The sequence below is a fragment of the Paenarthrobacter sp. A20 genome (assembly GCF_024168825.1).
In the GTDB taxonomy this organism is placed as follows: Bacteria; Actinomycetota; Actinomycetes; order Actinomycetales; family Micrococcaceae; genus Arthrobacter.
This window is the reverse complement of the sequence record NZ_JALJWH010000001.1, coordinates 4,123,523-4,149,896: the sequence shown is the minus strand read 5'-3', so window position 1 is coordinate 4,149,896 and position 26,374 is coordinate 4,123,523. Positions and strand designations below refer to the sequence as shown.

Here is a 26,374-nt window from a genome sequence, read left to right as displayed (position 1 = left end):
CATTACCGTCTCACCATCTACAACAGAGTGGCTGAGGCAGAATGGAAGCATGCCCCGCTCCAACCGCCCTCGTCGCAACGCGTCCAGCACACGCACCGGCAGCGCCGGCGGCAAATGGACGGAACCGGCGCCCGAGCTTGACCTTGAGCGTGCGCGCGGCGGGATTGCCCGGCGTGAGAGCGCGCCGGACGGCGACTGGATGGTCCGGACCATGACGGCCAAAAAAGCGGAAAAACAGTACATCTGTCCCGGCTGCTCCACCGCGATCGTCCCGGGCATCGCCCACCTGGTGGTGTGGTCCGACAGCCACTTGTTCGGGCAGGCCGCCGGGCTGGCCGAACGCAGGCACTGGCACACCAACTGCTGGACGGGCCGGACGTACCGATACCGCTGATTCGCTAGGCTTGGAACCATGACTTTCGACCCCGCCTCGTTCGTGTTCACCCCGCAGGATGCGCCTGCGGAGATCCGTGCTTCCACGGTCCTCCCGGCCCGCCGCGAGAATGTGGAGTTCACCACCGAAGACGGCAAGGTGTTGCTGGGTGAGTTGGCCCTGCCGGAATCGGGGGAGATTACCGCTACGCTGATCACCCTCCATCCGCTGCCGACGCACGGGGGGTTCATGGATTCGCACGTCTACCGCAAGGCGTCGTACAGGCTTCCTGCGCTTGCCGGAGTTGCCGTGCTGAGGTTCAACACGCGCGGCACGCAGTCTCCGCGGGGAACCAGCGAGGGCCAGTTCGAGGAAGGCATCGGTGAGCGTTACGACGTCGAGGCCGCTGTGCGGTTCGCCGTGGACCGCGGACTGCCGAACCGCTGGCTGGTGGGCTGGTCCTTCGGCACTGAGCTCGCCTTGATGTACGGCGCTGTGGAGCCGGTGGCCTCGGAGATCGAAGGGGCCGTGTTGCTGTCTCCGCCGCTGCACAGGGCCACGGACGTGCACCTCAAGGAGTGGGCCGCCTCCGCCAAGCCGCTCACGGTCCTGGTACCGGAGCACGACGACTACCTGCAGCCTGCCGAAGCAGCCCAGCGGTTCAGCCTGGTGCCGCAGGCCCGGCTGGTCGGCGTCGACGGTGCCAAGCACCTGTGGGTGGGCGAGAAGTACGCGGCGCGCGTCCTGAATGAAATCGTCGACGACGTCACTCCCGCAGGTGCCGGCGTTGAGGGCCTGCCCCGCGAGTGGGCGGGGTCGGTAGCGAACGGATAGTCCGGTAGCGAAGGGTTTTTGTACAGATAATGCCCCTTAACCTCGTGGTTAAGGGGCATTATCTGTACAAAAACCCGGCAGGGGACGAGGTCAGTGCCGGTCCTGGCGCATGATGAAGACTTCCTTGATCAGGAGCATGATGGCGGCCGCTGTAGGAATGGCGATCAGCGCGCCCAGGACTCCGAGAAGGCTGCCGCCCGCAATCACCGAGATCACCGCTACGGCACCCGGGACCGCCACCGCGCGCTGCATAATGCGCGGGGAGATGAAGTACGCCTCGAATTGCAGGTAGGCGAAGTAGGCAATCGCGTAGATCACGGCGGTCTGCCAGCCGGCGGTAAGGGCCACCAGGATGACCACGACCGCGGCAATCATGCCGCCCACCAGCGGGATGAACGCCAGCAAGGCAACGACGAAAGCCAGTAGAACGCTGAACGGGATACCCAGGATGGTCATCAGGATGAAAGCAAAGATTGCGTTCAGGAGCGCTACGCAGACCTGGCCTATCACGTAGTTACCGACGGAATCGGTGATCGCTTCGGAGAGGGCCTCAACACGGGGCCGGCGGGATCGGGGAGCCAGGCGGTAGGCCCATTTCTTCATCGACGGCAAGGCCGCCAGGAAGTAAAGGCTGAGCACCAGCACGATCAGGGAACCGAAGAGGCCATTGGCCACCGTGGAGCCGAAACCGACCACACCACCGAAGATCCCGCCCATGGCCTCGGGATCCTTGACGAACTTATCCAGTTCGGTGGTGATTCGGTCCCGGACGCCAAACTGGCTGTCTGCGTTGCGGAAGAAGTCCGAGTCGAGGAAGCCGCGGATCCATTCCGGAGCTTGGCGCACGATTTCCGATACCTGTTCAACGATGGTGGGAATCAACGTTGCGAAGAACCCGGCCACGGCCAGGACCAGGGCAGAGACGGAGATCAGGATGCCGGCCGGCCTGGGGACCTTGCGGGACTCGAGCCAGCGGACCACGGGATCGAGCCCGAGGGCAATGAAGAGGGCTGCAACGATCCACAGGATGAGCTGGGTGGTGTTGCTGGCGATATAGAACACTGCAAGGGCAATGCCGACGCCGGCTGTCCCCATGAAACCGACATAGAGGGGGTGCTGGGATGACATGCGCGGGCCCGGGGCGCCGAAGCCGTGGTCGTCTTCAGGCCGGAGCCCTGCAGTTACTTCGTCTGTTTCGTCTTCCGGGGGCATCTCGAAGCGGACGCGGGTGCGGGCTCCCGGAATGGGCTGCCTTAACCTCCGGCCAAGGGCGGCCAGGCGTCCGGTACGTACAGGAACCGTTGCGGCGGCGCCGTCTGACGGGGCATCCACCGCACTTGACCCGGGCTCATCGGCGGGGCGGGGCTCCAAGTGGTCTTTCACGCGGTTTTGCTGCCTTTTCAGTAGAGGTAAAGGGCTGATTCAGGCGCAGAACGGCCCGTATATCATGATCATCGCCACACTATCAGGAGCGTGGAATGCCGCCTTGGCGGCGCGATGGCGGGGTTTTCCGGATGTTGGCGAGATCACCTCGATCTGACTCTCTGATAACAAAACGGTTACCCTTGAAGTTCAACGACCGCTGATGATAGGTGATCCTGTGCGTTTGAAGACTGCAGCCGTGCTGGTGCTGCTGGGCCTGCTGACGATGCTGGCCGGCATTGGCCAGCTGACATTCTGGGCCCCCGCCGAGACCGTGACCGCCTCGGTTCCCGGCGATACCAAAGCTGCCCCGCTGACCGTGATCGACCAAAAGTTGATTGCCCTCCACGACGGGCCGGTGAAGATCAAGATCCAAGGTGAAGGCAACTTCATGGTTGCTACTGGACGCCCGGACGACGTCGAAGCCTGGGTGGGTGAAACTGCCCACACTACGCTGACGGGCGTGTCGGCAGACCAGAAGTCTCTGGAGGTGACCTCTGCCGATGGTGAAGCCACCGCGCCATCACCGGCCGGATCCGATCTGTGGGTCAGCACTGAAGACGCCAGCGGCGAGCTGGATTACACCTGGAACCCTCCTGCCGATGGCGAGTGGTCCCTGCTGGTGGCCAGCGACGGAACCAAGCCTGCGCCGTCGTCGATTTCCATGACTTTCCCGAACAACGCCACCACCCCCTGGGCTGTGCCGCTGATTGTTCTGGGCATCATCATCATCCTCGCAGGAGCGGCCCTGCCGTTCATCGCCAAGGCCCTCAGCAACCGCCGCAAGGACGGCCAGGATGAGGGACCGCATGACGGCGGGGAAACCACTACCTTGCCCGTCCAGTCACCTTCGGGTGACGCGGGTCGGCGTCGTGGTTCCGAAACGGAAGGTCCAGCGCTCCGGGTTACGGCAATTGCTGCGGCACTCGCGGCGGTCATGGTCGGCGGTACGGCCGTGGCTGCACAGGCAACCACAACACCCGAGGCAACATCCACTTCTTCCGCCGCAGCTCCTGCCGAAGGTGAAGGTGGCACTCCCGTCCTGCTGGAATCCCAGTTGCAGCGGATCCTTGAACAGGTCGCCAGCACCGTCGACGCCGCTGATGCCGCCAAGGATGCGGCCAAACTGGCTCCCCGCGTGGACAAGATGGAACTGCAGATCCGTACGCAGAACTACAAGATCCGCACTGCTGTGTCCGCCTACGAAGCGCGTATGCCTGTCCGGGCCACGAAGCTTCAGAGCAGTGTCATCAGCACCAAGCGCGAGTGGCCCCGTACGGTCTTCGCCCTGACCCAGGGCGAGGGCAACGTGGTCCCGCAGGTCCTCACGCTGGTCCAGCTGTCGCCCCGCGAGAACTACAAGCTCTGGGGCAGCGCGCCGCTGCAGCCAGGCACCAACTTCCCGTCGTTCCCGGTTCCCCGCGAGGGGACCGAACCTGTGCCGGCCGGCGACAACACCGGCTTGGCCTACAGCGGCAACGAGGCACTGGGCATCCTGGCCGAAATGTTGACCACGCCTGACTCCCCGAACCGGAGCAAGCTTGCCGATGGCCAGGCATCGCCGTACATCGCAGGTGCCCTCACCTACCAGGCGGACACCGTGAAGAACGGGACCAGCGCCAACTTCAAGTTCACCCACACTCCCGTGACCAACCAGACCGTGGTGCTGCGTACAGCCGACGGCGGCGCGCTGGTGGTTGGGCGGCTGGACTTCGCTTTCGAGGGCACGCCCAAGGCAGCGGGCGACAAGCTCTTGCTTGAAGACGACTCCGCCGTCTTCGCCGGGGGCAAGGAAACCACCACGGGCATGGTCCTGAACTTCGCCGAATCCGTTGCCGTCTACATTCCGCCGGCAGGATCGGCCGACCCCATGAAGCTCGTTGCGGCTACCCGCGGCCTGGTGGGAGCCAGCTTCAAGTAGGCATTGCCGCAGCAGGGCAGCGGCTAGAGTGGACGGTATGAGTTCGCCCGGATACCGACCCACTCCAGCCGCTGCCAGCCAGCTCAACCTTCGCGGCGCCGTAGACCTCTCGTCTCTGCGCCGTCCAGCCGCGCCCCAGGCGCCTCCGGCCGCCGCGTCGGCGGATGGCGGTGGAACGCCCAACGGCGACGCCGGCACGGCGCCCCTTCGTGTGGATGCCACCGAAACGAATTTCCAGGATCTGGTGCAGCTGTCTGCGCAGATTCCGGTGCTTTTCCTTCTCTGGTCGCGTTACGCGCCGGAATCTCCCGCAGTCCTGGATGCTGCTGAACGGGTGGTTGAAAGCTACGGCGGACGGCTGGTTCTCGCGGCCGCCGACGTTGACGCCTTCCCGCAGTTGGCGCAGGCCTTCCAGGTGCAGGCAGTCCCCACGGCCGTTGCCGTGGTCAAGGGCCAGCCCGTTCCCCTTTTCCAAGGTCCCGCAGATGACGCGCAGATCAGGGACCTGGTGGAGGAACTCCTGAAAGTAGCTGCCGCGAACGGGGTCACCGGGAGCATCGGTGACGCCGCTGCGCAGGGTGAAGAAGCCGAACCGGAGCCCCTTCCGCCACTGCACCAGGCTGCCATTGACGCGATCGAGGCCGGTGACTACTCCGGAGCAGCAGCGTCGTACAAGCAAGCCCTCCTTGAGCAGCCGGCTGACGCTGACGCCAAAGCCGGCCTGGCCCAGGTTGAATTGATGGCCAGGTTGGAGAACCTCTCTGCTCCCGAGGCAGAAAACCTCCGCGACCTTGCCGCCCAGCAACCGGATGATATCGACGCGCAGCTGGGTGTTGCAGACCTCGACGTGTCCGGCGGGCACATCGAGGACGCCTTCAACCGCATCATCACGTTCATTGGCAGGAATTTCGGCCCGGAGCGCGAGACTGCGCGTGTGCGGCTTCTTGAGCTTTTCGAGGTCGTTGGAACCCAGGACGAAAGGGTGGCCAAGGCCCGCCAGGGACTCGCGAGGGTTCTCTTCTAGTGCCGTCCGCGCTGTTCTCTCCGCTTCAGCTGCGATCACTCACCATCCCGCACCGCGGGTGGGTTTCGCCGATGTGCCAATACAGTTGCCACCCTGAGACCGGCGAAGGCGTCCCCAACGACTGGCACTTGATGCACCTGGGCTCGTTCGCGACCGGTGGTGCCGCGCTGATCATGAGCGAGGCCGCAGCAGTAAACCCCGTTGGGCGAATCAGCCCCTTGGACGCCGGCCTGTACTCCGATGAGCAGGCTGCCGGCTGGGAACGCGTTGTTGACTTCGTCCACCGGCATGGGGCCGTGGATTGTAAGATCGGGGCCCAGTTGGCCCATGCCGGGCGCAAGGCCTCAACCTATTGGCCCTTTTCCGGCCGCTCTGGTTCCGTTCCGGCGTCCGACGGCGGATGGGTCACCGTTGGGCCGACGAACCTGCCGTTCGACGGCTATGCAGCGCCTGCAGCAATGAGCGAGGAAGACATCCAGGGCGTTGTGGCCGACTTTGCGGCAGCTGCCTCCCGCGCCGTTGCCTCGGGGTTTGACACCGTGGAGATCCACGGCGCCCACGGGTACCTGCTTCACCAGTTCCAAAGCCCGCTCATCAACACTCGAACCGACACTTGGGGTGGAAGCGAGGAGGGGCGTAACAAGCTCATGCTCAGCGTGGTGGAAGCTGTGCGGGAAGTCATTCCTGATTCCATGCCCCTCCTGCTGAGGATCTCGGCTTCGGACTGGGCTGACGGGGGAGTGGATGGTGAGGCGTCAGTCCGTCGGGCCCGTTCTGCGGCTGAGCGCGGTGTTGACCTGGTGGATGTCTCCAGCGGCGGCGCCGTTGCGCACCAGAAGATCCGGGCGGTGCCCGGCTACCAGGCAGGGTTTGCGGAACTGGTAAAGCGCGACGCCGGCGTCCCCACCGGAGCGGTGGGGCTGCTGACGAGTGCAACCCAGGCCGAGGACATTGTTGCCAATGGCAGGGCGGATGCCGTGTTCATGGCCCGGGCGGCCTTGCGCGATCCCCACTGGTGGCTGAGGGCAGCCTATGAGCTGGGCCACGACATCCCCTGGGTTCCCCAGTACCAACGTGCCGTCCCCCGCCACGGCTTCTAGAACCGGGTTCGGGTTCCGTGAGCGAGGTTAGGCTGGTCACATGACGGAATCACGCCATGAACCCACGCCCACGTCCGCGCCGCCACAAGGCTCCGCGCCGCCACAAGCCCCTGCAGCACTACCGCCACAGCCAACTGGTGCGCCCTTGCCTCCTGAGGCTTCCGGCGAGGGTGCGCCGCTGGCCGCGCTGTCCATCCGGGGCCTGGCCAAGCGCTTCGGCGACAAGATCGCCGTGGATGGTGTGAGCCTCGAAGTGCCTGCGGGTTCCTTCTACGGAATGGTCGGCCCCAACGGCGCTGGCAAGACCACAACATTGTCCATGGCTACAGGTCTTCTTCGACCGGATTTCGGCACGGCCTTGATCCACGGCGTCGACGTATGGGCGCGGCCGTTGGAGGCCAAGAAGCTCATGGGCGTCCTGCCTGATGGTGTGCGCCTTTTTGACAGGCTGACGGGCGAGCAATTGGTGACCTACTCCGGACTTCTCCGCGGCATGGACCGCGACGTTGTTGGTTCGCGGGTTCCTGAGTTGCTGGCCGCCCTGGACCTTGAGGCCGATGCCGGTTCGTTGGTGGTTGATTACTCCGCCGGCATGACCAAGAAGATCGCCCTGGCCTCTGCACTGATCCATGCGCCCCGTCTCCTTGTTCTTGATGAGCCTTTTGAGTCCGTCGACCCTGTCTCGGCTGCCAATATCCGGGGAATTCTGGAGGGCTATGTGTCATCCGGAGGTACTGTCATCGTGTCCAGCCACGTCATGGACCTGGTCCAGCGCATGTGCAGTCACGTGGCGGTTGTGGCCGGTGGCCGGGTTCTGGCAGCGGGATCGGTTGACGAGGTCCGCAACGGTTCAACCCTGGAAGACCGCTTCGTTCAGTTGGTAGGCGGCGGACACCGGACGGAGGGATTGGAATGGTTGCGCACCTTCTGAGCCTGAAGTGGCGTCTGCTGCTTAATGGATTCAAACGCAGTCCGTGGCAGTTGGTTGGCATGGCTTTAGGACTGCTTTACGCGTTGGGATTGCTGGTGCTCCTGATTGGAGGCCTCATAGCGCTGCGGTGGGCTGATCCGGAGATCGCCCACACCGTGGTGGTATTGGGTGGAGCAGCCACGGTCCTGGGCTGGGCGATCATCCCGCTCGTTGCTTCCGCAGCGGACATGACCTTGGACCCCGCGAGGTTCACCACGTTCGCCATACCGGCCAAACAACTCCTGACCGGCCTGGCCCTTGCAGGGTTCATCGGCATCCCCGGCATGGCCACCTTGCTGGCCGCCCTGGGGACAGTAGGAACCTGGTGGCGGAGTGTTCCGGCCGTGGCCGGCGCTTTGCTGGGTGCAATCCTTGGCGCGCTGACGTGCATAGTGTTGTCCAAAGTGGTGACGACGGCGACAGCCGGCTTGGCAGCGTCACGCCGCTTCAAGGATGTCAGCAGCATCATCGTCTTCATACCCTTGGTCTTGCTGGGTCCCATCATGCTGGGAGTTGTGGACGGCGTGCGTGGCAGTGCCGATTACCTTCCGGTGCTTGCCAGGACAGTATCGTGGACACCCCTTGGTGCTGCATGGTCCCTCGGTGGCGACCTTGACTCAGGCAGCGTGGCCGCAGCGGGGTTGAAGCTCCTCATCTCGGTGGCCACAATTGCCGGTCTGCTCCTGTGCTGGCATGTGCTTCTGAAGCGGGCCTTGGTGACCCCGCCGTACTCCGGCGGATCTGCCCGGAAGGGCGGGAAACTCGGTCTGTTCGGCCTGCTTCCCGGAACGCCGTCCGGGGCTGTTGCCGCCAGGGCATTGATCTACTGGTTGAAGGATCCCAGGTACGCCGCGTCCTTGGTGATTGTTCCTTTGTTCCCGGTGCTCTTCTTTTTCAGCGGCTCCCAGAGCGGTAATTATGGCTTGCTGATGATTCTGGGACCCCTGACGGCTTTCGTCATGGCCTGGTCCATTTGCGCTGATGTCTCCTACGACAACACCGCGTTCGCCCTCCACCTCGCTGCGGGGGTTCGGGGAGTCGACGACAGGTTGGGCCGCGCCTTGGCCTGCTTGGCCATATCGCTTCCAATAGTGTTGATCTTCACCGTGGGGCCGCTGTTTGTCACCGGCGATTGGCAGTGGCTGCCCAACCTGCTGGGGTTGTCCATCGGAACCCTGTTCACCGGGTTGGGACTTTCATCGGTCATTTCGGCCCGCTACAACATCGCCGTACCACTGCCGGGCGACAGCCCTTTCAAGAAACCGCCGGGCAACGTCGCCCAGACCTTGGCCGTTCAGTTTGTGGGCATGGGCGTCCTGGCCCTCCTGTTGGTGCCGGAACTTGCATTGGTGGCCGTCCAGGCTTTCACTGGGGGTACTCAAGCCGGCTGGATCAACCTGGTGGCAGGTCCGTTGTTGGGCGTCATCCTGTTCGTCGTCGGCGTCCGTCTCGGGGGAAAATGGTTGGATGCGCGGGGTCCGGAAATGTTCGCCCAGCTCAGCGTGAACCGCTAGCTCCGTAACAACCATGCCCATAGGTGGGACATGGGATAACGTCTGTGTCAGAAAGCTCTTAGACCCTACTTAGAAAGGCCGTGACGATGGAAGTTGTCATTCTCCCTGGCACCAAGCAGATCGGTGCACTTGCAGCCGATGCCATTGAAGCGTTGGTGCGCCGCAAGCCGAATGCAGTGCTGGGCTTGGCTACGGGATCCTCTCCGCTGCCTGTCTACGACGAACTGGCACGCCGTTACGACGCCGGGGGACTGGACTTCAGTGAAGCCCACGGCTTCGCCTTGGACGAGTACGTAGGCCTTGAAGCCGGTCACCCGGAGTCCTACCGCGAGGTGATCCGGCGCGAATTTACCAATCGCGTGAACATCAAGCCGGAGAATGTCCACGGGCCGGACGGTGCGGCCGAGGACCTTGAGGCTGCATGCCAGGCCTATGAGGACGCCATCAAGGCCGTGGGCGGCGTGGATCTCCAGATCCTGGGTGTCGGGACCGACGGGCACATCGGCTTCAACGAACCCGGTTCTTCCCTTGCCTCCCGGACGCGCATCAAGACCTTGATTGAGCAGACGCGCAAGGACAATGCCCGTTTCTTCGACACCATTGACGACGTTCCCCACCACGTGGTGACGCAGGGCCTGGGGACCATCATGGATGCCCGCCATGTGGTCCTGGTCGCAACGGGCGCCCAAAAGGCGCAGGCTGTGCGCGACTTCGTAGAGGGGCCGGTAGCCGCCATTTGCGCCGCCTCCGTCCTCCAGATGCACCCCCACGCCACTATTTTGGTGGACGAGGCAGCCGCGTCCTCGCTGAAACTGGCTGATTACTATCGGCACACCTACGACAACAAGCCGGAGTGGCAGGGGCTGTAGACGGTAAGATGTTTGGCATGACTACGCTTCCTCCGGATCCATTCGAAAACGACCCCATGCGCGAGCTTTCCGGAGCCGGAACGTCCACTGCCACCATTGAGCGCGAGGAAACGCGCCAGGAAGTGGAACCCGGCGACCGTGAGCGGTTTTCCCACTATGTCCGCAAGGAAAAGATCATGGAGTCGGCTTTGACCGGCGAGCCCGTCATTGCCTTGTGCGGCAAGGTCTGGACGCCGGGCCGCGATCCGCAGAAGTTCCCTGTCTGCCCGGAGTGCAAGGAGATCTACGAAGGCCTCCGCCCCGGCAACGACGGTGGAAAAAACGGCGGCCCGGGCAACTCCAAGTAGTGGGTGGGAAGAGAACACGGGTCCCTTCTGATCGTCACCGCTTTATTGTGCGCTTTGGTGTGCCCAAGGAGCCGGGGTTAATGGTCGTTGCCATCAGGCCGGGGGAGTCAGCATGACAGAGACACTTTTTGGTGGTCCATCCCTGCCTCCGGCGTACCCTGAACGGGCCGCCTGGGGCACCGCACCCAAGCTTCGCGCTTGGCAGCAGGAGGCCCTTGACCTCTACATGACCCGCAACCCGAAGGACTTCCTCGCCGTGGCAACGCCGGGCGCCGGTAAGACCACCTTCGCCCTGCGTATCGCCACCACGCTGCTGGACAGCGGCGTGGTCAACCGGATTACCATCGTTGCTCCCACGGACCACTTGAAGAGGCAATGGGCAGATGCCGCAGCCAAGGTCGGGATCGCGATAGATCCCAACTTCAAGAACTCCGATGGCCAGCACGGTCGCGGTTTCGTGGGCGTGGCCGTCACCTATGCGCAGGTAGCCAGCAAGCCAATGCTGCACCGCGCCAAGACTGAAGCGGCGCGCACCTTGGTGATCCTGGACGAAATCCACCACGGCGGCGAAGCCCTGTCCTGGGGAGACGGCCTGCGTGAGGCATTTGATCCGGCTGCGAGGCGCTTGTCCCTGACAGGTACCCCGTTCCGTTCGGATACCTCGCCTATTCCGTTCGTCGAATACGCCGAGGACCGTGACGGTATCCGGCGTTCGAAAGCCGATTACACCTACGGTTACGGCAATGCGCTGCGGGACCACGTGGTCCGCCCCGTGCTCTTCATGGCTTATTCGGGGCAGATGCGGTGGCGTACCAGCGCCGGTGACGAAATGGCTGCCTCGCTGGGTGAAGCTGCCGTCACCAAGGACATCACCTCACAGGCGTGGCGCACGGCGTTGAATCCCACCGGCGAGTGGATCCCCGCTGTCCTTGCAGCGGCGGACAAGCGCCTCAGCGAGGTCCGGCGGACGGTACCGGACGCCGGTGGGCTGGTCATTGCCACGGACCACGACGACGCCCGCGCCTATGCGGGCCAGCTGAAGAAAATCACGGGGCAGTCGCCCACGGTGATCCTTTCGGACGACTCCAAGGCCTCGAGCAAGATCGAGGACTTCTCCGCGGGTGAACAGCGCTGGATGGTGGCTGTCCGGATGGTGTCCGAAGGTGTTGACGTGCCGCGCCTTTCTGTCGGCGTCTATGCCACCTCCACCTCCACGCCGTTGTTCTTCGCCCAGGCCGTGGGACGTTTTGTGCGTGCCCGCAAGAGGGGCGAGACGGCGTCGGTCTTTCTGCCGTCCGTGCCGCCGTTGATGATTCTCGCCAACACCATGGAGGCAGAGCGCGACCACGCTTTGGACCGCCCGGAGAAGGACGAGGACGGCCTCTTCAATCCCGAAGAGAACCTCATGGCAGAGGCCAACCGGGAGGACAAAGCATCGGACGAGCTCACCAAGGGCAAGTTCGAAGCACTGGACTCCCAAGCGTCGTTTGACCGCGTCCTCTTTGATGGTGGCGAGTTCGGCACGGGAGCGGACATCGGTTCCGATGATGAACTGGACTTCCTGGGCATTCCCGGGCTCCTCGACGCCGAGCAGGTGGGGACGCTGCTGCGTCAACGCCAGCACGATCAGCAGTCGCGCAAGAAACGCCAGTCACCGCTGGCGGCTGCGGCCGCACCGGCTGTGCCTGACCACCGGATGCTTATGGATCTTCGGAACGAGCTGGCCAAGAACGTCGCTGCCTGGGCTGCCCGTACCGGCACCCCGCACGGAGTTGTGCACACCAAACTTCGTGAAGTGTGTGGCGGCCCGGCAGTCGCCCAAGCCAATGAGGAGCAATTGCAGGCCCGCCTGCGCAAGCTCCAGGACTGGTTCATCGGCCGGAAATAGCCGCCTCCAGACCCAGTCAGATACGCCAAAGGGCGCCGCGGTTGCGGCGCCCTTTGCTGTCATTACGCTGTCTCAGTCGCGTTCAACTTCGACGCCGGCCGCTTCCATTTCGTCGAACACCCCATCGAGGTCCTCTGCGATTCCTGCGGTAAGCCCGGCAATGACCGTCGTGCCATATCCGGCCTGGACTGCGTCGAGCGCTGTCGACTTGACGCAGTAGTCCGTCGTCAGGCCTACGACGACGACCTCCTCGACGTCGTGGCTTTGCAGCCAGTCGTCCAGGCCAATAGCGTCTTCGTCGAAGACTTCGGCTAAGGCTGCACCTGCCTTGATGTCTCCTGACGGAACGTCATCCTCGGGCGCCAGGACACCCTCGAATCCGGAGTAGGCCGCCGTGTACTGGCCCTTGCGGAAATATGCCTGGATGTACTCGGGGTCCAGGTCCTCGTGCAGCTCCGCGCCTTTGGTCCGGGCCCGGCAGTGCGGAGGCCAGGAATCCACCATGTCGGGGTCATCGGAAAAATGGTCGCCCGGTTCGATGTGCCAATCCTGGGTTGCCACGATGTGGTCGAAGTGTTGCTGGTTGGCGTCTACATATTCCGTGATGGCTCCGGCGATGGCCGCACCACCTTCGACGGCCAGGGTGCCGCCCTCGCAGAAGTCGTTTTGGACGTCGACGATGATCAGGGCGCGGGACATCAGTTCTCCTCGTAGATTGTGGGAATGGCGGCCTCGCCGCGCTGCAGCCGATTGACGACGGCGGGAAGCTCGGCCATGGTTGCGGCGTGCCTCTCCTTGGCGCGAACCACGCCTTCGGGCCCTGTCCAGCCCGGCAATACCTCGCCGTTCTTCACGAACTGGTGAAGCAGGGCACGGTCGTTGCCGTCGTCTTCGGGAGGGTGGCCGATCCCCACGACTTCCTGGGTGGCCCGGCCTCGGTCATTGAGTTTGCGAAGGGCGTATTTGCGTCCGCCAACACTCGCCTTGTTCTTGGCGGCCTTGGCCACCGAGATGAATTCCCCGGCGTCGTTGGTGCGGCTGACCAGCTTGTAGACCATGCTGGCGGTCGGGGCACCGGAACCGGTGACCAGCGATGTGCCAACACCATAGGAGTCCACCGGGGCGGACTGCAGGGCCGCGATCGCGAACTCGTCGAGGTCCGATGTCACCACGATGCGGGTGTTGACGTTGCCAAGGTCATCGAGCAATTGGCGGACCCACTGTGCCTGCGCAATCAGATCGCCGGAATCGAGGCGGACTGCCCCGAGTTTGTCGCCGGCTAGTTCGACGGCGGTGCGCACAGCGGTTTCGACGTCGTAGGTGTCCACCAGCAGCGACGTCCCGGGTCCGAAGGCCGCGATCTGTGCTTCGAACGCTTCGCGCTCGGTGTCATGGAGCAGCGTGAAGGAGTGGGCGGCCGTACCGACGGTCTTGATGCCGTAGCGCCGCCCGGCCTCCAGGTTGGAGGTGCTGGCGAAGCCGGCAATCACGGCGGCGCGGGCTGCCGCCGTCGCCGATTCCTCCTGGGTGCGCCGGGAGCCCATCTCGATGCAGGGGCGGGTGCCGGCCGCGGAGGTCATCCGCGAGGCAGCGGATGCTATGGCGCTGTCATGGTTGAGGACTGACAGGATGAAGGTTTCCAGGATGCAGGCCTCGGCAAACGTGGATTCCACGATGAGGATGGGGGAGTTGGGGAAATAGGCGTCACCTTCGGCGTAGCCCCAGATGTCGCCGCTGAACTTGTAGCCGGCAAGGAAGTCCAAGGTCTCCTGGTTGACCACCTTGTTCTGTTCAAGGAATGCCAGTTCAGCATCGCCGAACCGGAAGTCGGCGATGCCTTCCAAGAGGCGCCCGGTGCCCCCCACCACGCCATAACGCCGGCCATCGGGCAAACGCCGGGCAAAGGCTTCGAACACCGACCGGCGATGCGCTGCACCCGAGTGCAAGGCGGCCTGAAGCATCGTCAGTTCATAGTGGTCTGTATACAAGGAAGTTGCGGGATGGTCCCAGGACGTGGCTCTACTCACGAATTCACTCTAGTGCGAGCCGCCATAGAATGGACAGATGAGCCCTAGCGTTGCGTATGGCACGGACATCGATGAGCGGACCAAAGCCGCGGAGCAGTCCTCCACCGATGTCCTGACAGCCCCTGATATCCCGTGGAACCTTGTGATCTGGAATGATCCCGTGAATCTCATGAGCTATGTGAGCTTTGTTTTCCAGAGTTACTTCGGTTATTCCGACTCCAAAGCGCACAAGCTCATGATGGAGGTCCACAAGAAGGGCCGCTCGATTGTGGCGCACGGCAGCAAGGAACAAGTGGAGCAGCACGCGGTGGCCATGCACGGTTTTGGTCTGTGGGCCACTGTGGAGAAAGCTGCAAGCGGCAATGAAACACCCGGAAAGGGCGGCCGGCAGCGTGGCTAAGGCATTTAAGTACGGACTCAAGGGCATCTCCGGATACCTCGAACCCGCCGAACGCGATCTCCTGCGCGGATTGCTGGACGACGTCATCTCCATGCTGGAGCAGGACGTGCGGGAGAACGAGGACCCACTGGCGGCGCTCATCGGCCTGGACATGGACGTCAAGCAGCCGAGCGACCGCGCCCTCCTGCGGCTCTTGCCCAACGTCATGAAGGACGACGACGGCGGCTCGCTGGAGTTCCGGCAACTCACCGAACGCTCCGTGCGGGAAAACAAGATCGGGGCCTTGAAGGCTGCCGCCTTGGGACTGGACAAGGACGACCTCGTCCTGTCGCCGGAAGATGCTACTCGTTGGTCCATGGCGCTGAACGACGTCCGGCTGGTCCTGGCTGAACGACTGGATATCCGGGACGAAGCGGACGCCGAGCACATTCACAGCATGCAGGACTGGAGCCAGGCGGAGGACGTAGAGAGTTACCTGGCCTTGGTCTACAACTTCACTACGTGGCTCCAGGAGTCCTTGGTTCAAGCCATGATGGCCGCAAGGCAGGGGAAATCCTGATCACGACGGCCCGTTGGTGCTCCTGCCCTGTGACAAATCAGACACGAGGCGGAGACCACAGGTAATGGCCGCACACCATGGGAAGCCTTATTCTCGAATAATTATGACTTCAGCATCGGGTTCACCAGGCAGCGCGCCGGACAGTGGGGCCTCCATCAGCGCGGGGGAACTGGTAAGCGCCCGCCCGATCGGCATTTTCGACTCCGGCGTGGGCGGATTGACCGTAGCGCGGTCCATCATCGATCAACTCCCCAATGAATCAATCCTCTACGTCGGCGACACCGCCAACGGCCCCTACGGTCCGCTTCCCATCGCCGAAGTGCGTGCCAATGCCTTGGGCGTGATGGACGAGTTGGTGGACTCGGGCGTGAAATTGCTGACCATTGCGTGTAATTCGGCGTCAGCGGCCGTGCTGCGGGACGCCCGCGAACGCTATACGGCCCGCTATGGCATTCCGGTCATCGAGGTCATCCAGCCGGCAGTGCGTCGTGCGGTCTCCGCTACGCGCTCGGGCAAGATCGGGGTCATCGGAACGTCGGCCACCGTGGGATCGCGTGCCTACGAGGACACCTTTGCGGCCGCTCCGGACCTCACCATCACATCTGTGGCGTGCCCCGCCTTCGTGAACTTTGTGGAGGCCGGAATCACTACCGGCCCGGACCTGCTCGCCGCTGCACATGAGTACCTGGAGCCGCTCAAACGCGCCGGTGTGGACACCGTTGTCCTGGGATGTACGCACTACCCGCTGCTGACAGGTGTTATCTCCTTCGTCATGGGAGAGGACGTCACGCTCGTTTCCAGCGCCGAGGAGACCGCCAAGGACGTCTACCGGGCTTTGGCCAACCATGGGATCCAGCGGACAGAGTCCAGCACGCCCAGCCACGAATTCATCGCCACCGGCGATGCCGACCAGTTCGAGACCCTGGCCCGGCGCTTCCTGGGACCTGAAGTCCTCTCCGTGAAGCACGTGGATCACGTAGCTGCCCAGTACCCGACAGGCAGCCTCGCCCGCATTACTCCCGAGATGCTGGAAGCGGCACGTTCGGGTTCCGGCCTGTCCCGCCGTTCGTATTTCGTGCAACCCGGCGACACCCTCAACGCCGGAGCGGGCGCAACCTTGGGGCGTGGACTGTGAAACTGACCATTGTTGGGTGCACCGGTTCCTTCCCAGGCCCCGGATCACCGGCGTCGTGCTATTTGGTAACAGCGCACGACGGTGAGCGCGAGTGGAAGATCGTCATGGACCTGGGCAGCGGAGCCTTGGGAGCGATCCAGCGCTACACCGACCTCGAGGACATCGATGCGATCTTCCTCACCCACCTGCACCCGGATCACTGCATGGACCTGTGCGGGCTCCACGTGGCTGTTCGCTGGAAGCCCGGGGGATGGGGCCGGGACAGGCTGCCGGTGTGGGGCCCTGCTGCAACAGCGGACCGGATGGCCACCGCCTATGGCTTGGAACTGGATCCCGGCATGCACGAGGAATTCGACTTCACCAACTGGGCCGAACTCAAGCCTGTCACCGTGGGTCCGTTCACTGTGACTCCCTACGCCGTTAATCACCCTGTTGAAGAGGCTTACGCTCTGCGCGTGACGGCTACGGAGCCCGGGAAGGACGGCGTCCCGGTGACCAAGATCCTGACGTACTCGGGCGACACCGATTCCTGCCAAGGGCTCGAAGACGCGGCCAAGGGATCCGATTTGTTCCTCTGCGAGGCGGCCTTCGAGGAAGGCAGGGACGACGACATCAAGGACGTCCACCTGACCGGCAAGCGCGCTGGCGAGGCCGCAACGAACGCGGGGGCAAGGCGCCTCCTCCTCACCCACATCCCTGTGTGGACATCACAAACCAAGGTGCTCTCCGAGGCCAAACCAGTGTTCGCCGGCGATGTCGCCGTTGCCGTGGCCGGAGTCCACTACACGATCTAGCTTTACCGGCGTCGGGCAGTGCCATCAGCTTGGCTAAGCTTGAACCATGACTTCTGAAGCTACAGCCACACCCGTCATTCGTGCTGACGGCCGTACACCCGACCAACTGCGACCCATCAGCATTACCCGCGGCTGGTCCAAGCAGGCCGAAGGATCGGCGCTGATCGAGTTCGGCAACACCCGGGTCCTGTGCACGGCTTCTCTGACCGAGGGTGTGCCGCGCTGGCTCAAGGGCGAAGGCCGCGGCTGGGTCACTGCCGAGTACGCGATGCTTCCCCGTGCCACCAACACCCGTTCGGACCGCGAGTCCGTCAAGGGCAAGATCGGCGGACGCACGCATGAGATCTCGCGCCTGATCGGCCGCTCGCTGCGCTCGATCATCGACACCAAGGCGCTCGGTGAAAACACCATCGTCCTTGACTGCGATGTCCTGCAAGCCGACGGCGGTACCCGCACGGCTGCGATCACCGGCGCCTACGTGGCGCTGGCAGAAGCAATCCGTTTCGCTCGGGAAAACAAGCTCATCGCCCGCAACGCCGAGCCGCTCGTCGACACGATTGCAGCTGTCTCCGTTGGCATCATCGACGGGGTCCCCATGCTTGACCTGCCGTACGTGGAGGATGTCCGTGCGGAGACGGACATGAACGTGGTGGTCACCGGTTCCGGCAAGTTCGTCGAAGTCCAGGGAACCGCAGAGGGCGCACCGTTCGACCGGGACGAACTGAACGCATTGCTGGACCTTGCCCTCCTGGGCACCAGCCAATTGTCCGCTATCCAGCGCGAGACCTTGGCCGAAGCCCCGTGAGCGGCGCACTGGAATCCGGGGCTCCCCGCCTCGTCCTTGCCACTCACAACAAGGGGAAGCTAAAGGAACTCCGCGAGCTGCTGCGGGGCCAGGTCCCAGGGCTCGACGTCGACACCCAAGTAGTGGATGCCGCTGCGGCAGGCGGCCCGGACGTTGCGGAAACTGGCGTGACGTTTGCCGAGAACTCGCTCCTCAAAGCCCGCGCTGTGGCAGAGGCGACGGGCTTGGTGGCCATCGCGGATGACTCCGGCTTGGCTGTGGATGTCCTGGGTGGGGCTCCGGGCATTTTCTCCGCCCGATGGGCAGGAACCCACGGCGACGACGCTGCCAACTTGAGGCTGCTGTTGGCCCAGCTCTCCGATGTACCCGATTCGTTCCGGGGAGCAGCGTTTGTCTGTGCTGCGGCCTTGGCTGTGCCCGGTACCGAGGGCATCGCCCACGAGACCGTGGAGTATGGCCAGCTGGAAGGAACACTCCTGCGTGAACCCCGCGGTGATGGTGGCTTCGGCTATGACCCCGTGCTTCAGCCGGCAGGGATGGACCGCAGCTGTGCGGAGCTGAGCTCCGAGGAGAAGAATGCCATCAGCCATCGTGGCCAGGCGTTCCGTGCCCTGCTTCCCGCGATCGTGTCTGCGCTGACCGGGGCCAAAGCCCCGTAGCCTCTGACTGCAAGCAAAAAGGCACCCCGCCATGCGGGGTGCCTTTTTCATCTGAGGTGAGCGTTGGAGGAGCCTCAGGGCTCGCTGTGCTTGCCGCCCTCGTGTTCCTCGATGAATTCCTCCACGGGATCGGTGCCCTGGGCTGCAGCCTTGCGCTTGGCCATGAAACCCCGGGCAACCTCAATAATGACCGGGATAACGGAGATCAGGACAATGACGATGAAAATGATGTCCAGGTTGTCGCTGACCCACGGAACACGATCGCCGAGGACGTAGCCCAGCAGGGTAACTCCGCCGCCCCAGAGGACGGCTCCAATGACGTTGAAGAGGAAGAATTTCCGCTTGTCCATCTGGGCAACGCCGACGATTACCGGCACAAAGGTACGGATGATGGGCACGAACCTCGCCAGGATCAACGCCTTGCCGCCATGCTTTTCAAAGAAGGCGTGGGCGCTCTCGACGTTCTCTTTCTTGAAGAGCTTTGAGTCGGGGCGGTTGAAGATGGCTGGGCCGGCCTTGGAGCCGATGAGGTAGCCGGTCTGGTTCCCGATGATTGCCGAGACGATGATCAGGCCTGCCAACGCCCAGACGTTGAATTTGATCGTGTCTGTGGCAACCAGTAGGCCCGCCGTGAACAGCATGGAGTCGCCGGGCAGGAAGAAGCCCACCAGCAAGCCGGTCTCCGCAAAGACAATGCCGCACACCAGCAGCACAACCCAAGGTGCCAGGGCGGGGTCGGCCAGGAAGATCTGGGGGTTCAACCAGTCCGGCAGGAACGAAGCCATGGAAGGCTGCACCGGTCCCGCGCCCCCGAAAGTGGATACGGCAAGGTCGCTTATCGCAGAAAAGATCACCCAACAAGCCTACTTGACGGCCGTCGTCGCGATTTTCCGTAGAAGCCTTGACAGTTGCCTCGTTGCTTGTATGGTTAGTTACATGAGTAATGAACCAGTGAGGCGGTGGTGCTCATGATCGATGACAGCAAGCCGATCTTCATGCAGATCGCCGAACTCATCGAGAACGGAATTGTGGACGGCAGCATGGCCGAGGAATCCCAAGTGCCCTCCACCAATGAGTTCGCAGCCTTCCACCGCATCAACCCGGCAACGGCTGCCAAAGGCGTCAATGTGCTGGTGGACTCAGGGATTCTCTACAAACGCAGGGGGATAGGGATGTTCGTTGCAACGGGAGCGCGTGCCCAGTTGATAGCGCGTCGGACCGAGGAATTCTTCGAACAGTACGTCAAGCCGCTGGCACTGGAGGCCCGGAAGCTGGGCATCTCGGCAGAGCAGCTGAACACCATGATTGAACGCAGCTCCGGGCTTGCCCCGGAACCCGGGACAGACAAGGAAAGGAGCGCGGCCCTGTGAACGAAACCATCGTCGAGGCCCGTAACCTGATCAAGCACTACAAAGACGTCAACGCACTGGACAACGTCAACCTGAGCCTCTCCGCGAACCGCATCTACGGGCTGCTCGGGCGAAACGGCGCAGGCAAGACCACGTTGATGTCCATCCTGACCGCACAGGCCTTCGCCACATCCGGCCAAGCCCTTGTCTTCGGCGCCAGCGCCTATGAAAACGAGGCCGTGCTGTCGCGGATCTGCTTCATCCGGGAATCGCAGAAATACCCTGACGACTTCCAGCCGCGCCACGCTTTCCGATCCGCAGCGCTGTTCTACAAGAACTGGGACCAGGAGTTCGCCGACCGTCTGGCTGAAGACTTCCAGCTCCCCGTCAAACGGCGTATCAAGAAACTCTCCCGGGGCCAGCTCTCCGCCGTCGGAGTCATCATTGGCCTCGCCTCACGGGCCGAGCTGACCTTCTTTGACGAACCATATTTGGGACTCGACGCCGTTGCCCGCCAATTGTTCTACGACCGCCTCGTTGAGGACTATGCGGAACACCCGCGCACCATCATCCTGTCCTCGCACCTGATAGATGAAGTGGCCAACCTGTTGGAACACGTGGTGGTGATCGACAGGGGGCGGATCATCATGGACGCAGATGCCGAGGACATCCGGGGTTCTGCCGTCACAGTCTCCGGTTCCGCTGACAAGGTGGATGCCTTCCTGGCGGGCAAGAAGATTCTCCACCGTGAGACTCTCGGGTCGCTGGCATCGGTGACAGTGGACGAGGTCCTCGGAGGCAGTGAGCGAGCCGAGGCGCAGGAGCTGGGCCTTGAATTGTCGCCCGTTTCCCTGCAGCAGTTGGTGGTCCGTAAAACCATGATCCGGGCAGGCGGTGATGGAGCTGCCGGCCCAGGACCCACCCCCGGCGAATTCGCCGATGACACGTTGGAGGCAAAGCGATGAGCAGGACTATGGCAGTTGCCCGGATGCAGCTGATCAACAAGTGGACATACATTGGATGGCCCCTGACCATCCTGGCGGCGTCCTTCTTGATGTCGCTCGCCATCTTCGCCCTGATCCCCGTGCAGGAAGGCAAGTACGGAGGGGGCAGCCAGGCGCCAATGTGGTACTTCCTGGTCCTCGGAATCCAGAGCATGACCCTGGTCTTCCCGTTCTCGCAGGGCCTGAGCATCAGCCGCAGGGCGTTCTATCTCGGCACCCTGGGACTGTTCTCCCTGATCGCACTCGGCATGACGGGCCTTTACCTGTTGGGCGGTGTGATTGAAGGGGCGACCAACGGGTGGGGTGTCTACGGCTACTTCTTCAAGATCCCGTGGGTAACAGACGGGCCTTGGTACTCCACCGCAGCGTTCTTCTTCGTTGTGATGATGTTCATGTTCATCATCGGATTCTGGTTCGCCACCATTTTCAAGCGCTGGGGGACAAGCGGCACGTTGGTCTCCACACTGGGATCGGCAGTGGCCCTGATCGGCCTTGCCGCCCTCGCCACCTGGCTCGAATGGTGGGGACACGTTGGAAGCTGGTTCGCCCAACAGACCCCGTTGAGCGTCAGTGGATGGGCAGCCCTGCTGTGCGTTGTGCTCGCAGCCGGATCCTACACAACCCTTCGCAGGGCGACGCCGTAAGCCTCGAATGTAGTGTTCACCACAAAGCAGGCCGGAAGGGCCGCCCCGCCGGGGAAATCGGCTGGGGCGGCCTTTTCCGGCTGTAATCTTGTCCAGTGGCATTGGACTTTACGGCGATCGACTTTGAAACAGCCAACGGCTTCCGGGGGTCGCCGTGTTCGGTGGGCCTCAGCAAAGTCCGCGGCGGTGTTGTGGTGGAAGAAGCCTCCTGGCTCATGCGGCCACCGGAGAACCATGACCACTTCGAATTCCACAACACGCGTATCCATGGCATCCGGGCCGAAGACGTTGCAGGTCGCCCGCGGTTCGGTGAACTCTTCCCTGAGATCGGCGCCTTCATCGGGGGCGACGTACTCGCCGCACACAACGCAGCCTTCGACCTCGGCGTCATCCGGTCAGGCTTGGAAGTATCAGGGCTTGCCGGACCCGCCTATGACTATGTGTGCACGGTGATGCTGTCCCGCCGCTGCTACTCACTGGTGTCCAACTCCTTGCCTTACGCGGCGGAAGAGGCCGGCGTACCCCTGGTCAACCACCACGACGCCGCAGAGGACGCCCGTGCCTGCGCCGGTATTTTGGTGGACATCGCCCGGCGGAACAACGCCAACAGCATCGCCGAACTCTATTTGTCCCTTGGCCTGAACCTGCCCCAGCAGCCGGCCTTCGATCCCGCGCAGGGCCTCTCCAAAGCGACAATGTCGGCGCTCGCGGCCAGGACTGGAAGCACTGCCGAACCCTCCCTCGAACGAGCCCTCGGTGGCCCCAGCGGTTGGTCTGCCTGGCCGGAGGAAGGCCCCAACCCTTTGCCCAACCCCGCGGCGGAGCCTGGACATCCGCTCTTTGGGCAGACTGTGGTGTTCACGGGCGACCTCGCGATCACGCGCCCGGAAGCAAAATCACGGGCGGCCGACATGGGGGCACGGCCCGAAAGCCGGGTGACCGCACGGACCACTGTGCTCATTGTGGGCGACGGGTTCGTGGCAGGGGACCTTCGCGCCGGACGACTCACGGGCAAGGCCAAACGGGTCCTGGAACTTCACGCCAAGGGCCAACAGATCGAAGTGGTCTCCGAGGGCGAGTTCCTGCAAATGGTGGGCGGGGCCTAGCTGCAACCAGCAGCTGAGATGGTCATACTGCGCAACAATGCTTCCCGCTTCAACAGCAGCGCTCCTAGCCTTGGGGCATGACCAAACCAACCCTTTCCGCACCAGCCGAGCGCCGGCCTGCCAGCGCCGCCACAATCGGCGGGGTGGATTGGCGGGCTGTTTTCGCTTTCCCCAACCCCGTGAACGAATACGCCGCCCGGATCACTGCGGGACTGGTCGTGGTGCTGGCTGTCGCAACGCTGCTGACCGGCTGGGGCTGGGGTTTGGTGGTCCTTGCGGTCGGCTTCTGGCTTCGTGTGCTTTTTGGTCCCCGGATATCCCCGCTCGCGCTGCTTTCGGTCAAGGTGCTGGCGCCCAGGATTGGGCACGCCAAGTTGGTGGCCGGACCTCCGAAGCGCTTCGCCCAAGGCATGGGTGCTGCCTTGACGAGTGCCGCCGTCGTGCTCTTCTTCATCGGCTACCAGCCGGCGGCCTGGGTCCTGCTGGCGCTCCTCATTGTGGCTGCCTCGTTGGAAGCATTTGTTGGTTTCTGCCTCGGGTGCGCGATTTTCGGCTTCCTGCAGCGCCGTGGCCTCATTCCGGCTGATATTTGCGAAGCGTGCAACAACATCGCGCTTCGCCGGACGTCGGCCTGACTAGCCGGTGGTGACGGCGAGCAGCCTGTCTGCCATGCCGCGGATGACCTCCGGTGCCTCCAAAGCCTCCAGCCAGTCGCCGGGCAGGCATTCTTCGCCGTAGTGGGCCCCGAGGATGTTGCCCGCGACGGATCCTGTCGAGTCACTGTCGCCGCTGTGGTTGATGGCAAGGGCAATGGCGTTGCGGAAATGCTCCGCCGGTGAGGTGCCGCTGGTGGCCAGCACCGCATAGAGCCCGACGGCGAGTGCTTCCTCGGCTATCCACCCCTCGCCCAGCGCTGTGGTCAGTTCTTCGGGACTCACCACCGTTGGCCGAAGTGACAACTGCAGTGCAACTTCAAGCCTTTCCCCCAGTTCGGGGGCCTTTGTGGGAACCCCGTTCACGTAGTCGAGTGCCTCGTTGGCAGCGTCGCGGACATCGCTGCCGGCCACGATGTTATGGATGAGCAGGCTGAAGGCAGCTGCACTGAGTCGAGCCGAGGGGTGACCGTGCGTGAGCGAGGCGGCGTCGGAACTGAGTTTGTAAACGGCCTCCCGGGAAATGTGGGGGATGAGCCCGAAGGGTGCCGAGCGCATCACTGTTCCGCAACCCTTGGAATCGGGATTGACGGGCCGCGCCACAGTACCCATGGCGCCGGTTGCCAAGCCGCTGAGGCAGGCGTTGCCCGGTGCGCGGCGGTGCCGCAGGACTTCCTGGGCGTCGATCCATCGCGGCTGCGGGACGGGAGCGGAGGCTGCAGCAACGACATCCTGGGTGTTGAGCCACCGCAGGTACGCGAGCCACAGGCAGGCGATTTCGTCGGCCGCAACGCCGTCGTTCGCCCATTCGAGGGCTTCCACCAGTCCGTCAACCGTGTAGAGCGTCATCTGGGTGTCGTCCGAAAAGTGGCTTGCGCCCTCGAGCTGCGCAAAAGTGGTAAGACCGGCAGAACCATAGCGCCCGCGAATAGCGGCAACGGAATCGAACTCCACTGCGTAGCCAAGGGAATCACCCAGCGCGCCACCCAAGAGTGAGCCATGGACACGGGATTCGAAGGACGGCGCGGCGGCGGAGGAAGGTTCAACACTCATGCCAGTAACTTACCGTGCCCGGGAACCCCCGCTGGTATGGTGGGGAAGCTGCCCGGCACCTATGAAACCTTGGAGAGACAACGTGCGCGAACCTGCTTGGCGACGGACAGGCAAGACACCTGACTACAGGTTTTCGCTTGCCAACGAACGCACTTTCCTCGCATGGATCCGCACCTCCCTGGCCTTGCTCGCCGGTGCGGTTGCCGTTGACCAGCTTGCCCCGAATATCGCGCCGACGCCCGTCCGGCTGGTCCTTTGCGTACTTTTGGCTTTGGTTGGGGCTGGCTTGGCCGCCTTGTCCTATCGCAGGTGGGGCCAGATGGAAGCGGCCATGCGCAACGACCAGGCACTGCCTTTCTCCCGCGTCATGCTGTTCATGACGATCGTGGTGGCCGTGGCGGCATTCGCCTTTGCGGTGCTGATCCTGGTGGCCCGATGAAAAGGGTTGCCCCGTAAGCATGGAAACCCGCGATCCCGGCCTCCAGCCCGAGCGCACTACCTTGGCATGGCGGCGGACCCTGATCTCCCTTGTGGTCGTTGACCTGTTCATTTGGCGGAGTTGGCTGACGTCCGAGCCCTCCGCGGGCAACCTCGTCGCCGGCCTTCCCGGACTTGATTACCAGGGGATCTGTGCGCTCATGGCGGCTGCGGCCACCATCGTCCTGGCCTCCGTCGTGTGGATTCGCTCACGCCAGCTGCACCTTGGTAACGGGGCAGCATCGGCCCGGCTGGTCCTGGTCAGCACGCTGGCCGTGGTGGGCCTTGGTGGTACGGCCATCGCTGCCATAGCATTGGGCGGCTAGGCTCGGAGGCGGGATTCAGCAACTGCCCAGACTCGGCTGGCAAGATGCACTAGGGCTCCACCACTTTGCGTCGGAGAACTACGCCGTCCACATCATCGTGCAGTGCGCTGCCTGCCGCCCACGCCGGCTTCCATACCAACCGTAAGGACACACTCGACATGACCTCTCCTGTACAGGCAACTCCCGAAGACCAGCCGGGGCTTCTTGCCCGGCTGTCGGCTGAAGCGTTGGGATCGATGTTCGTCGTGGTCGTAGCGGTAGGCGTGGGAATCTTTTCGAATCCCAGCGGGGCACCCGTGCCCGTCGCCTTGGCCACCGGCCTCACGGTGACTGTGGCCATGCTGGCCTTCGGGCACGTCTCCGGCGGACACTTCAACCCGGTCATCACGTTGGGCAACGTGATTGCCGGCCGGATCCGGGCCGTCGCCGCCGTCGCTTACCTGGCCGCGCAGCTCATTGGAAGCGTTGTTGGTGCTGCGCTGATCTACTTTGTGGTGACCACTGTGCCTGTGCTGACGGACGCCCGAGCTGCCTTCGATGTGGTGGCGCCGGGGTATGGCGAGCATGCTGCGGCACAAACGCAGATGGCCGGAGTCCTGCTGGTCGAAATCCTTGGTTCCGCCCTGCTGGTTGCAGTATTCCTGGGGGCGTCGGCCGGTCGCCGGGCTGTTCCTGCGATGACTCCCTTCGCCGTGGGCCTTGCGATGGCTGTGCTGCTTCAGCTCGGCCAGGTCCTGGGCAACCTTCCCTTCAACCCTGCACGCGCAACGGCCCAGGCGTTCTTCAGCTCATCATGGGCCATTGAAGGATTGTGGCTCTTCTGGGTGGCGCCACTGATGGGCGCGGCCCTTGCCGGACTCGTGTTCCGTGGCTTCCAGGGACTCTCGGGTGGTAACACTGCCGAGGCTGGCGATTTCCAGGCAAGCACCGATACCGGAGTCAACGACGCGTTCGACGCTGACCATGACCTCACGGAGGACGCTGCTGAAAGCGCGGCCGACAACAGCGTGCCGGCTCCGGCAACAACGGACGCAGCATCTTCGCGACCGTCTCCACAGGCTCCTGCCGGCGATGACGCACGGGACTTCTTTGACGGGAAAAAGGGCTAAAAGCCGGACAGC

General features: G+C 63.4%; 29 protein-coding genes. 24 read left to right on the top strand and 5 right to left on the bottom strand.

What is annotated here, in order from left to right:
* Positions 1–49 precede the first annotated feature (49 nt).
* Both J3D46_RS19275 and J3D46_RS19270 read left to right on the top strand, forming a co-directional pair.
* On the top strand, positions 50–394 hold the full coding sequence (locus tag J3D46_RS19275) for an ATP/GTP-binding protein (protein WP_231340921.1): 345 nt from the start codon (positions 50–52) through the stop codon (positions 392–394).
* 18 nt (positions 395–412) lie between these two features.
* Positions 413–1,207 carry an alpha/beta hydrolase gene (locus J3D46_RS19270; RefSeq protein ID WP_253468545.1) on the top strand — a complete coding sequence of 265 codons (795 nt, stop codon included), beginning with the start codon at positions 413–415 and terminating at the stop codon, positions 1,205–1,207.
* 90 nt (positions 1,208–1,297) lie between these two features.
* Here the strand turns inward: J3D46_RS19270 and J3D46_RS19265 are convergent, their stop codons facing one another.
* Positions 1,298–2,590 carry an AI-2E family transporter gene (locus J3D46_RS19265; protein WP_253468544.1) on the bottom strand — a complete coding sequence of 431 codons (1,293 nt, stop codon included), beginning with the start codon at positions 2,588–2,590 and terminating at the stop codon, positions 1,298–1,300.
* A gap of 202 nt (positions 2,591–2,792) precedes the next feature.
* Here J3D46_RS19265 and J3D46_RS19260 point away from each other — a divergent pair, with 202 nt between their 5' ends.
* The 8 genes from J3D46_RS19260 to J3D46_RS19225 all read left to right on the top strand — a co-directional run bounded on the left by J3D46_RS19260 (position 2,793) and on the right by J3D46_RS19225 (position 12,262).
* Positions 2,793–4,550, top strand: a complete 1,758-nt coding sequence (locus J3D46_RS19260; protein ID WP_253468542.1) for a hypothetical protein — start codon at positions 2,793–2,795, stop codon at positions 4,548–4,550.
* A gap of 37 nt (positions 4,551–4,587) precedes the next feature.
* A complete protein-coding gene (locus tag J3D46_RS19255) occupies positions 4,588–5,574 on the top strand; it encodes a tetratricopeptide repeat protein (RefSeq protein WP_253468540.1) in 987 nt (328 codons plus the stop codon).
* Positions 5,574–6,674, top strand: coding sequence for an NADH:flavin oxidoreductase/NADH oxidase (locus tag J3D46_RS19250; RefSeq protein ID WP_253468538.1), 1,101 nt, complete (start codon positions 5,574–5,576; stop codon positions 6,672–6,674). Before J3D46_RS19255 ends, J3D46_RS19250 begins: the two co-directional genes overlap by 1 nt.
* A gap of 40 nt (positions 6,675–6,714) precedes the next feature.
* The gene (locus tag J3D46_RS19245; protein ID WP_231340915.1) at positions 6,715–7,605 is read left to right on the top strand and encodes an ABC transporter ATP-binding protein; all 891 of its coding nucleotides are present in this window, start codon (positions 6,715–6,717) and stop codon (positions 7,603–7,605) included.
* Complete coding sequence (locus J3D46_RS19240) at positions 7,587–9,158, top strand: transporter (RefSeq protein WP_231340914.1); 1,572 nt, start codon at positions 7,587–7,589, stop codon at positions 9,156–9,158. Before J3D46_RS19245 ends, J3D46_RS19240 begins: the two co-directional genes overlap by 19 nt.
* An 86-nt stretch (positions 9,159–9,244) precedes the next feature.
* Entirely contained in the window at positions 9,245–10,027 is a 783-nt protein-coding gene (gene nagB, locus J3D46_RS19235; RefSeq protein WP_159702380.1) for a glucosamine-6-phosphate deaminase, read from the top strand.
* An 8-nt stretch (positions 10,028–10,035) separates the two neighbouring features.
* Positions 10,036–10,374, top strand: a complete 339-nt coding sequence (locus tag J3D46_RS19230) for a DUF3039 domain-containing protein (protein ID WP_089595519.1) — start codon at positions 10,036–10,038, stop codon at positions 10,372–10,374.
* A 112-nt stretch (positions 10,375–10,486) separates the two neighbouring features.
* Positions 10,487–12,262 (top strand): DEAD/DEAH box helicase, encoded by a 1,776-nt coding sequence (locus J3D46_RS19225; RefSeq protein WP_231340913.1) that lies wholly within the window; start codon positions 10,487–10,489, stop codon positions 12,260–12,262.
* Positions 12,263–12,334: 72 nt separating this feature from the next.
* Here J3D46_RS19225 and J3D46_RS19220 read toward each other — a convergent pair whose 3' ends face one another.
* Both J3D46_RS19220 and J3D46_RS19215 read right to left on the bottom strand, forming a co-directional pair.
* Positions 12,335–12,961 carry an isochorismatase family protein gene (locus J3D46_RS19220; RefSeq protein WP_253468536.1) on the bottom strand — a complete coding sequence of 209 codons (627 nt, stop codon included), beginning with the start codon at positions 12,959–12,961 and terminating at the stop codon, positions 12,335–12,337.
* Positions 12,961–14,289 carry a nicotinate phosphoribosyltransferase gene (locus J3D46_RS19215; protein ID WP_253468534.1) on the bottom strand — a complete coding sequence of 443 codons (1,329 nt, stop codon included), beginning with the start codon at positions 14,287–14,289 and terminating at the stop codon, positions 12,961–12,963. The genes J3D46_RS19220 and J3D46_RS19215 overlap by 1 nt, the downstream gene beginning before the upstream one ends.
* A 37-nt stretch (positions 14,290–14,326) precedes the next feature.
* Here J3D46_RS19215 and clpS point away from each other — a divergent pair, with 37 nt between their 5' ends.
* The 6 genes from clpS (at position 14,327) to rdgB (ending at position 18,641) form a co-directional block, all read left to right on the top strand.
* On the top strand, positions 14,327–14,689 hold the full coding sequence (clpS, locus tag J3D46_RS19210) for an ATP-dependent Clp protease adapter ClpS (RefSeq protein WP_231340910.1): 363 nt from the start codon (positions 14,327–14,329) through the stop codon (positions 14,687–14,689).
* On the top strand, positions 14,682–15,248 hold the full coding sequence (locus tag J3D46_RS19205; RefSeq protein ID WP_231340909.1) for a DUF2017 domain-containing protein: 567 nt from the start codon (positions 14,682–14,684) through the stop codon (positions 15,246–15,248). Before clpS ends, J3D46_RS19205 begins: the two co-directional genes overlap by 8 nt.
* A gap of 64 nt (positions 15,249–15,312) precedes the next feature.
* The gene (gene murI / locus J3D46_RS19200) at positions 15,313–16,383 is read left to right on the top strand and encodes a glutamate racemase (protein WP_253468532.1); all 1,071 of its coding nucleotides are present in this window, start codon (positions 15,313–15,315) and stop codon (positions 16,381–16,383) included.
* Positions 16,380–17,177 carry an MBL fold metallo-hydrolase gene (locus J3D46_RS19195; RefSeq protein WP_159702039.1) on the top strand — a complete coding sequence of 266 codons (798 nt, stop codon included), beginning with the start codon at positions 16,380–16,382 and terminating at the stop codon, positions 17,175–17,177. Before murI ends, J3D46_RS19195 begins: the two co-directional genes overlap by 4 nt.
* A gap of 46 nt (positions 17,178–17,223) precedes the next feature.
* Positions 17,224–17,982, top strand: a complete 759-nt coding sequence (gene rph, locus J3D46_RS19190) for a ribonuclease PH (protein ID WP_256491571.1) — start codon at positions 17,224–17,226, stop codon at positions 17,980–17,982.
* Complete coding sequence (gene rdgB, locus J3D46_RS19185) at positions 17,979–18,641, top strand: RdgB/HAM1 family non-canonical purine NTP pyrophosphatase (RefSeq protein WP_253468530.1); 663 nt, start codon at positions 17,979–17,981, stop codon at positions 18,639–18,641. The genes rph and rdgB overlap by 4 nt, the downstream gene beginning before the upstream one ends.
* Before the next feature lie 74 nt (positions 18,642–18,715).
* Here the strand turns inward: rdgB and J3D46_RS19180 are convergent, their stop codons facing one another.
* Positions 18,716–19,480, bottom strand: coding sequence for a DedA family protein (locus J3D46_RS19180; protein WP_231340927.1), 765 nt, complete (start codon positions 19,478–19,480; stop codon positions 18,716–18,718).
* A 129-nt stretch (positions 19,481–19,609) separates the two neighbouring features.
* Here J3D46_RS19180 and J3D46_RS19175 point away from each other — a divergent pair, with 129 nt between their 5' ends.
* The 5 genes from J3D46_RS19175 (at position 19,610) to J3D46_RS19155 (ending at position 23,379) form a co-directional block, all read left to right on the top strand.
* Positions 19,610–20,011, top strand: coding sequence for a GntR family transcriptional regulator (locus tag J3D46_RS19175; RefSeq protein WP_231340906.1), 402 nt, complete (start codon positions 19,610–19,612; stop codon positions 20,009–20,011).
* Entirely contained in the window at positions 20,008–20,955 is a 948-nt protein-coding gene (locus J3D46_RS19170) for an ABC transporter ATP-binding protein (RefSeq protein WP_253468528.1), read from the top strand. The genes J3D46_RS19175 and J3D46_RS19170 overlap by 4 nt, the downstream gene beginning before the upstream one ends.
* On the top strand, positions 20,952–21,638 hold the full coding sequence (locus J3D46_RS19165; protein WP_253468525.1) for a hypothetical protein: 687 nt from the start codon (positions 20,952–20,954) through the stop codon (positions 21,636–21,638). The genes J3D46_RS19170 and J3D46_RS19165 overlap by 4 nt, the downstream gene beginning before the upstream one ends.
* Positions 21,639–21,733: 95 nt before the next feature.
* Complete coding sequence (locus J3D46_RS19160) at positions 21,734–22,744, top strand: exonuclease domain-containing protein (RefSeq protein ID WP_231340903.1); 1,011 nt, start codon at positions 21,734–21,736, stop codon at positions 22,742–22,744.
* A gap of 77 nt (positions 22,745–22,821) precedes the next feature.
* Positions 22,822–23,379: a DUF4395 domain-containing protein gene (locus J3D46_RS19155; RefSeq protein ID WP_253468523.1), complete on the top strand. Its 558-nt coding sequence runs from the start codon at positions 22,822–22,824 to the stop codon at positions 23,377–23,379.
* Here the strand turns inward: J3D46_RS19155 and J3D46_RS19150 are convergent, their stop codons facing one another.
* A complete protein-coding gene (locus J3D46_RS19150; RefSeq protein ID WP_231340901.1) occupies positions 23,380–24,450 on the bottom strand; it encodes an ADP-ribosylglycohydrolase family protein in 1,071 nt (356 codons plus the stop codon).
* An 82-nt stretch (positions 24,451–24,532) separates the two neighbouring features.
* Between J3D46_RS19150 and J3D46_RS19145 the strand changes: the two genes are divergently transcribed.
* The 3 genes from J3D46_RS19145 to J3D46_RS19135 all read left to right on the top strand — a co-directional run bounded on the left by J3D46_RS19145 (position 24,533) and on the right by J3D46_RS19135 (position 26,362).
* Entirely contained in the window at positions 24,533–24,889 is a 357-nt protein-coding gene (locus J3D46_RS19145) for a YidH family protein (RefSeq protein ID WP_175538584.1), read from the top strand.
* Positions 24,890–24,908: 19 nt separating this feature from the next.
* Positions 24,909–25,253: a DUF202 domain-containing protein gene (locus tag J3D46_RS19140; RefSeq protein ID WP_253468521.1), complete on the top strand. Its 345-nt coding sequence runs from the start codon at positions 24,909–24,911 to the stop codon at positions 25,251–25,253.
* A 158-nt stretch (positions 25,254–25,411) separates the two neighbouring features.
* Entirely contained in the window at positions 25,412–26,362 is a 951-nt protein-coding gene (locus J3D46_RS19135; RefSeq protein ID WP_253468519.1) for an aquaporin, read from the top strand.
* Positions 26,363–26,374: the final 12 nt, after the last annotated feature.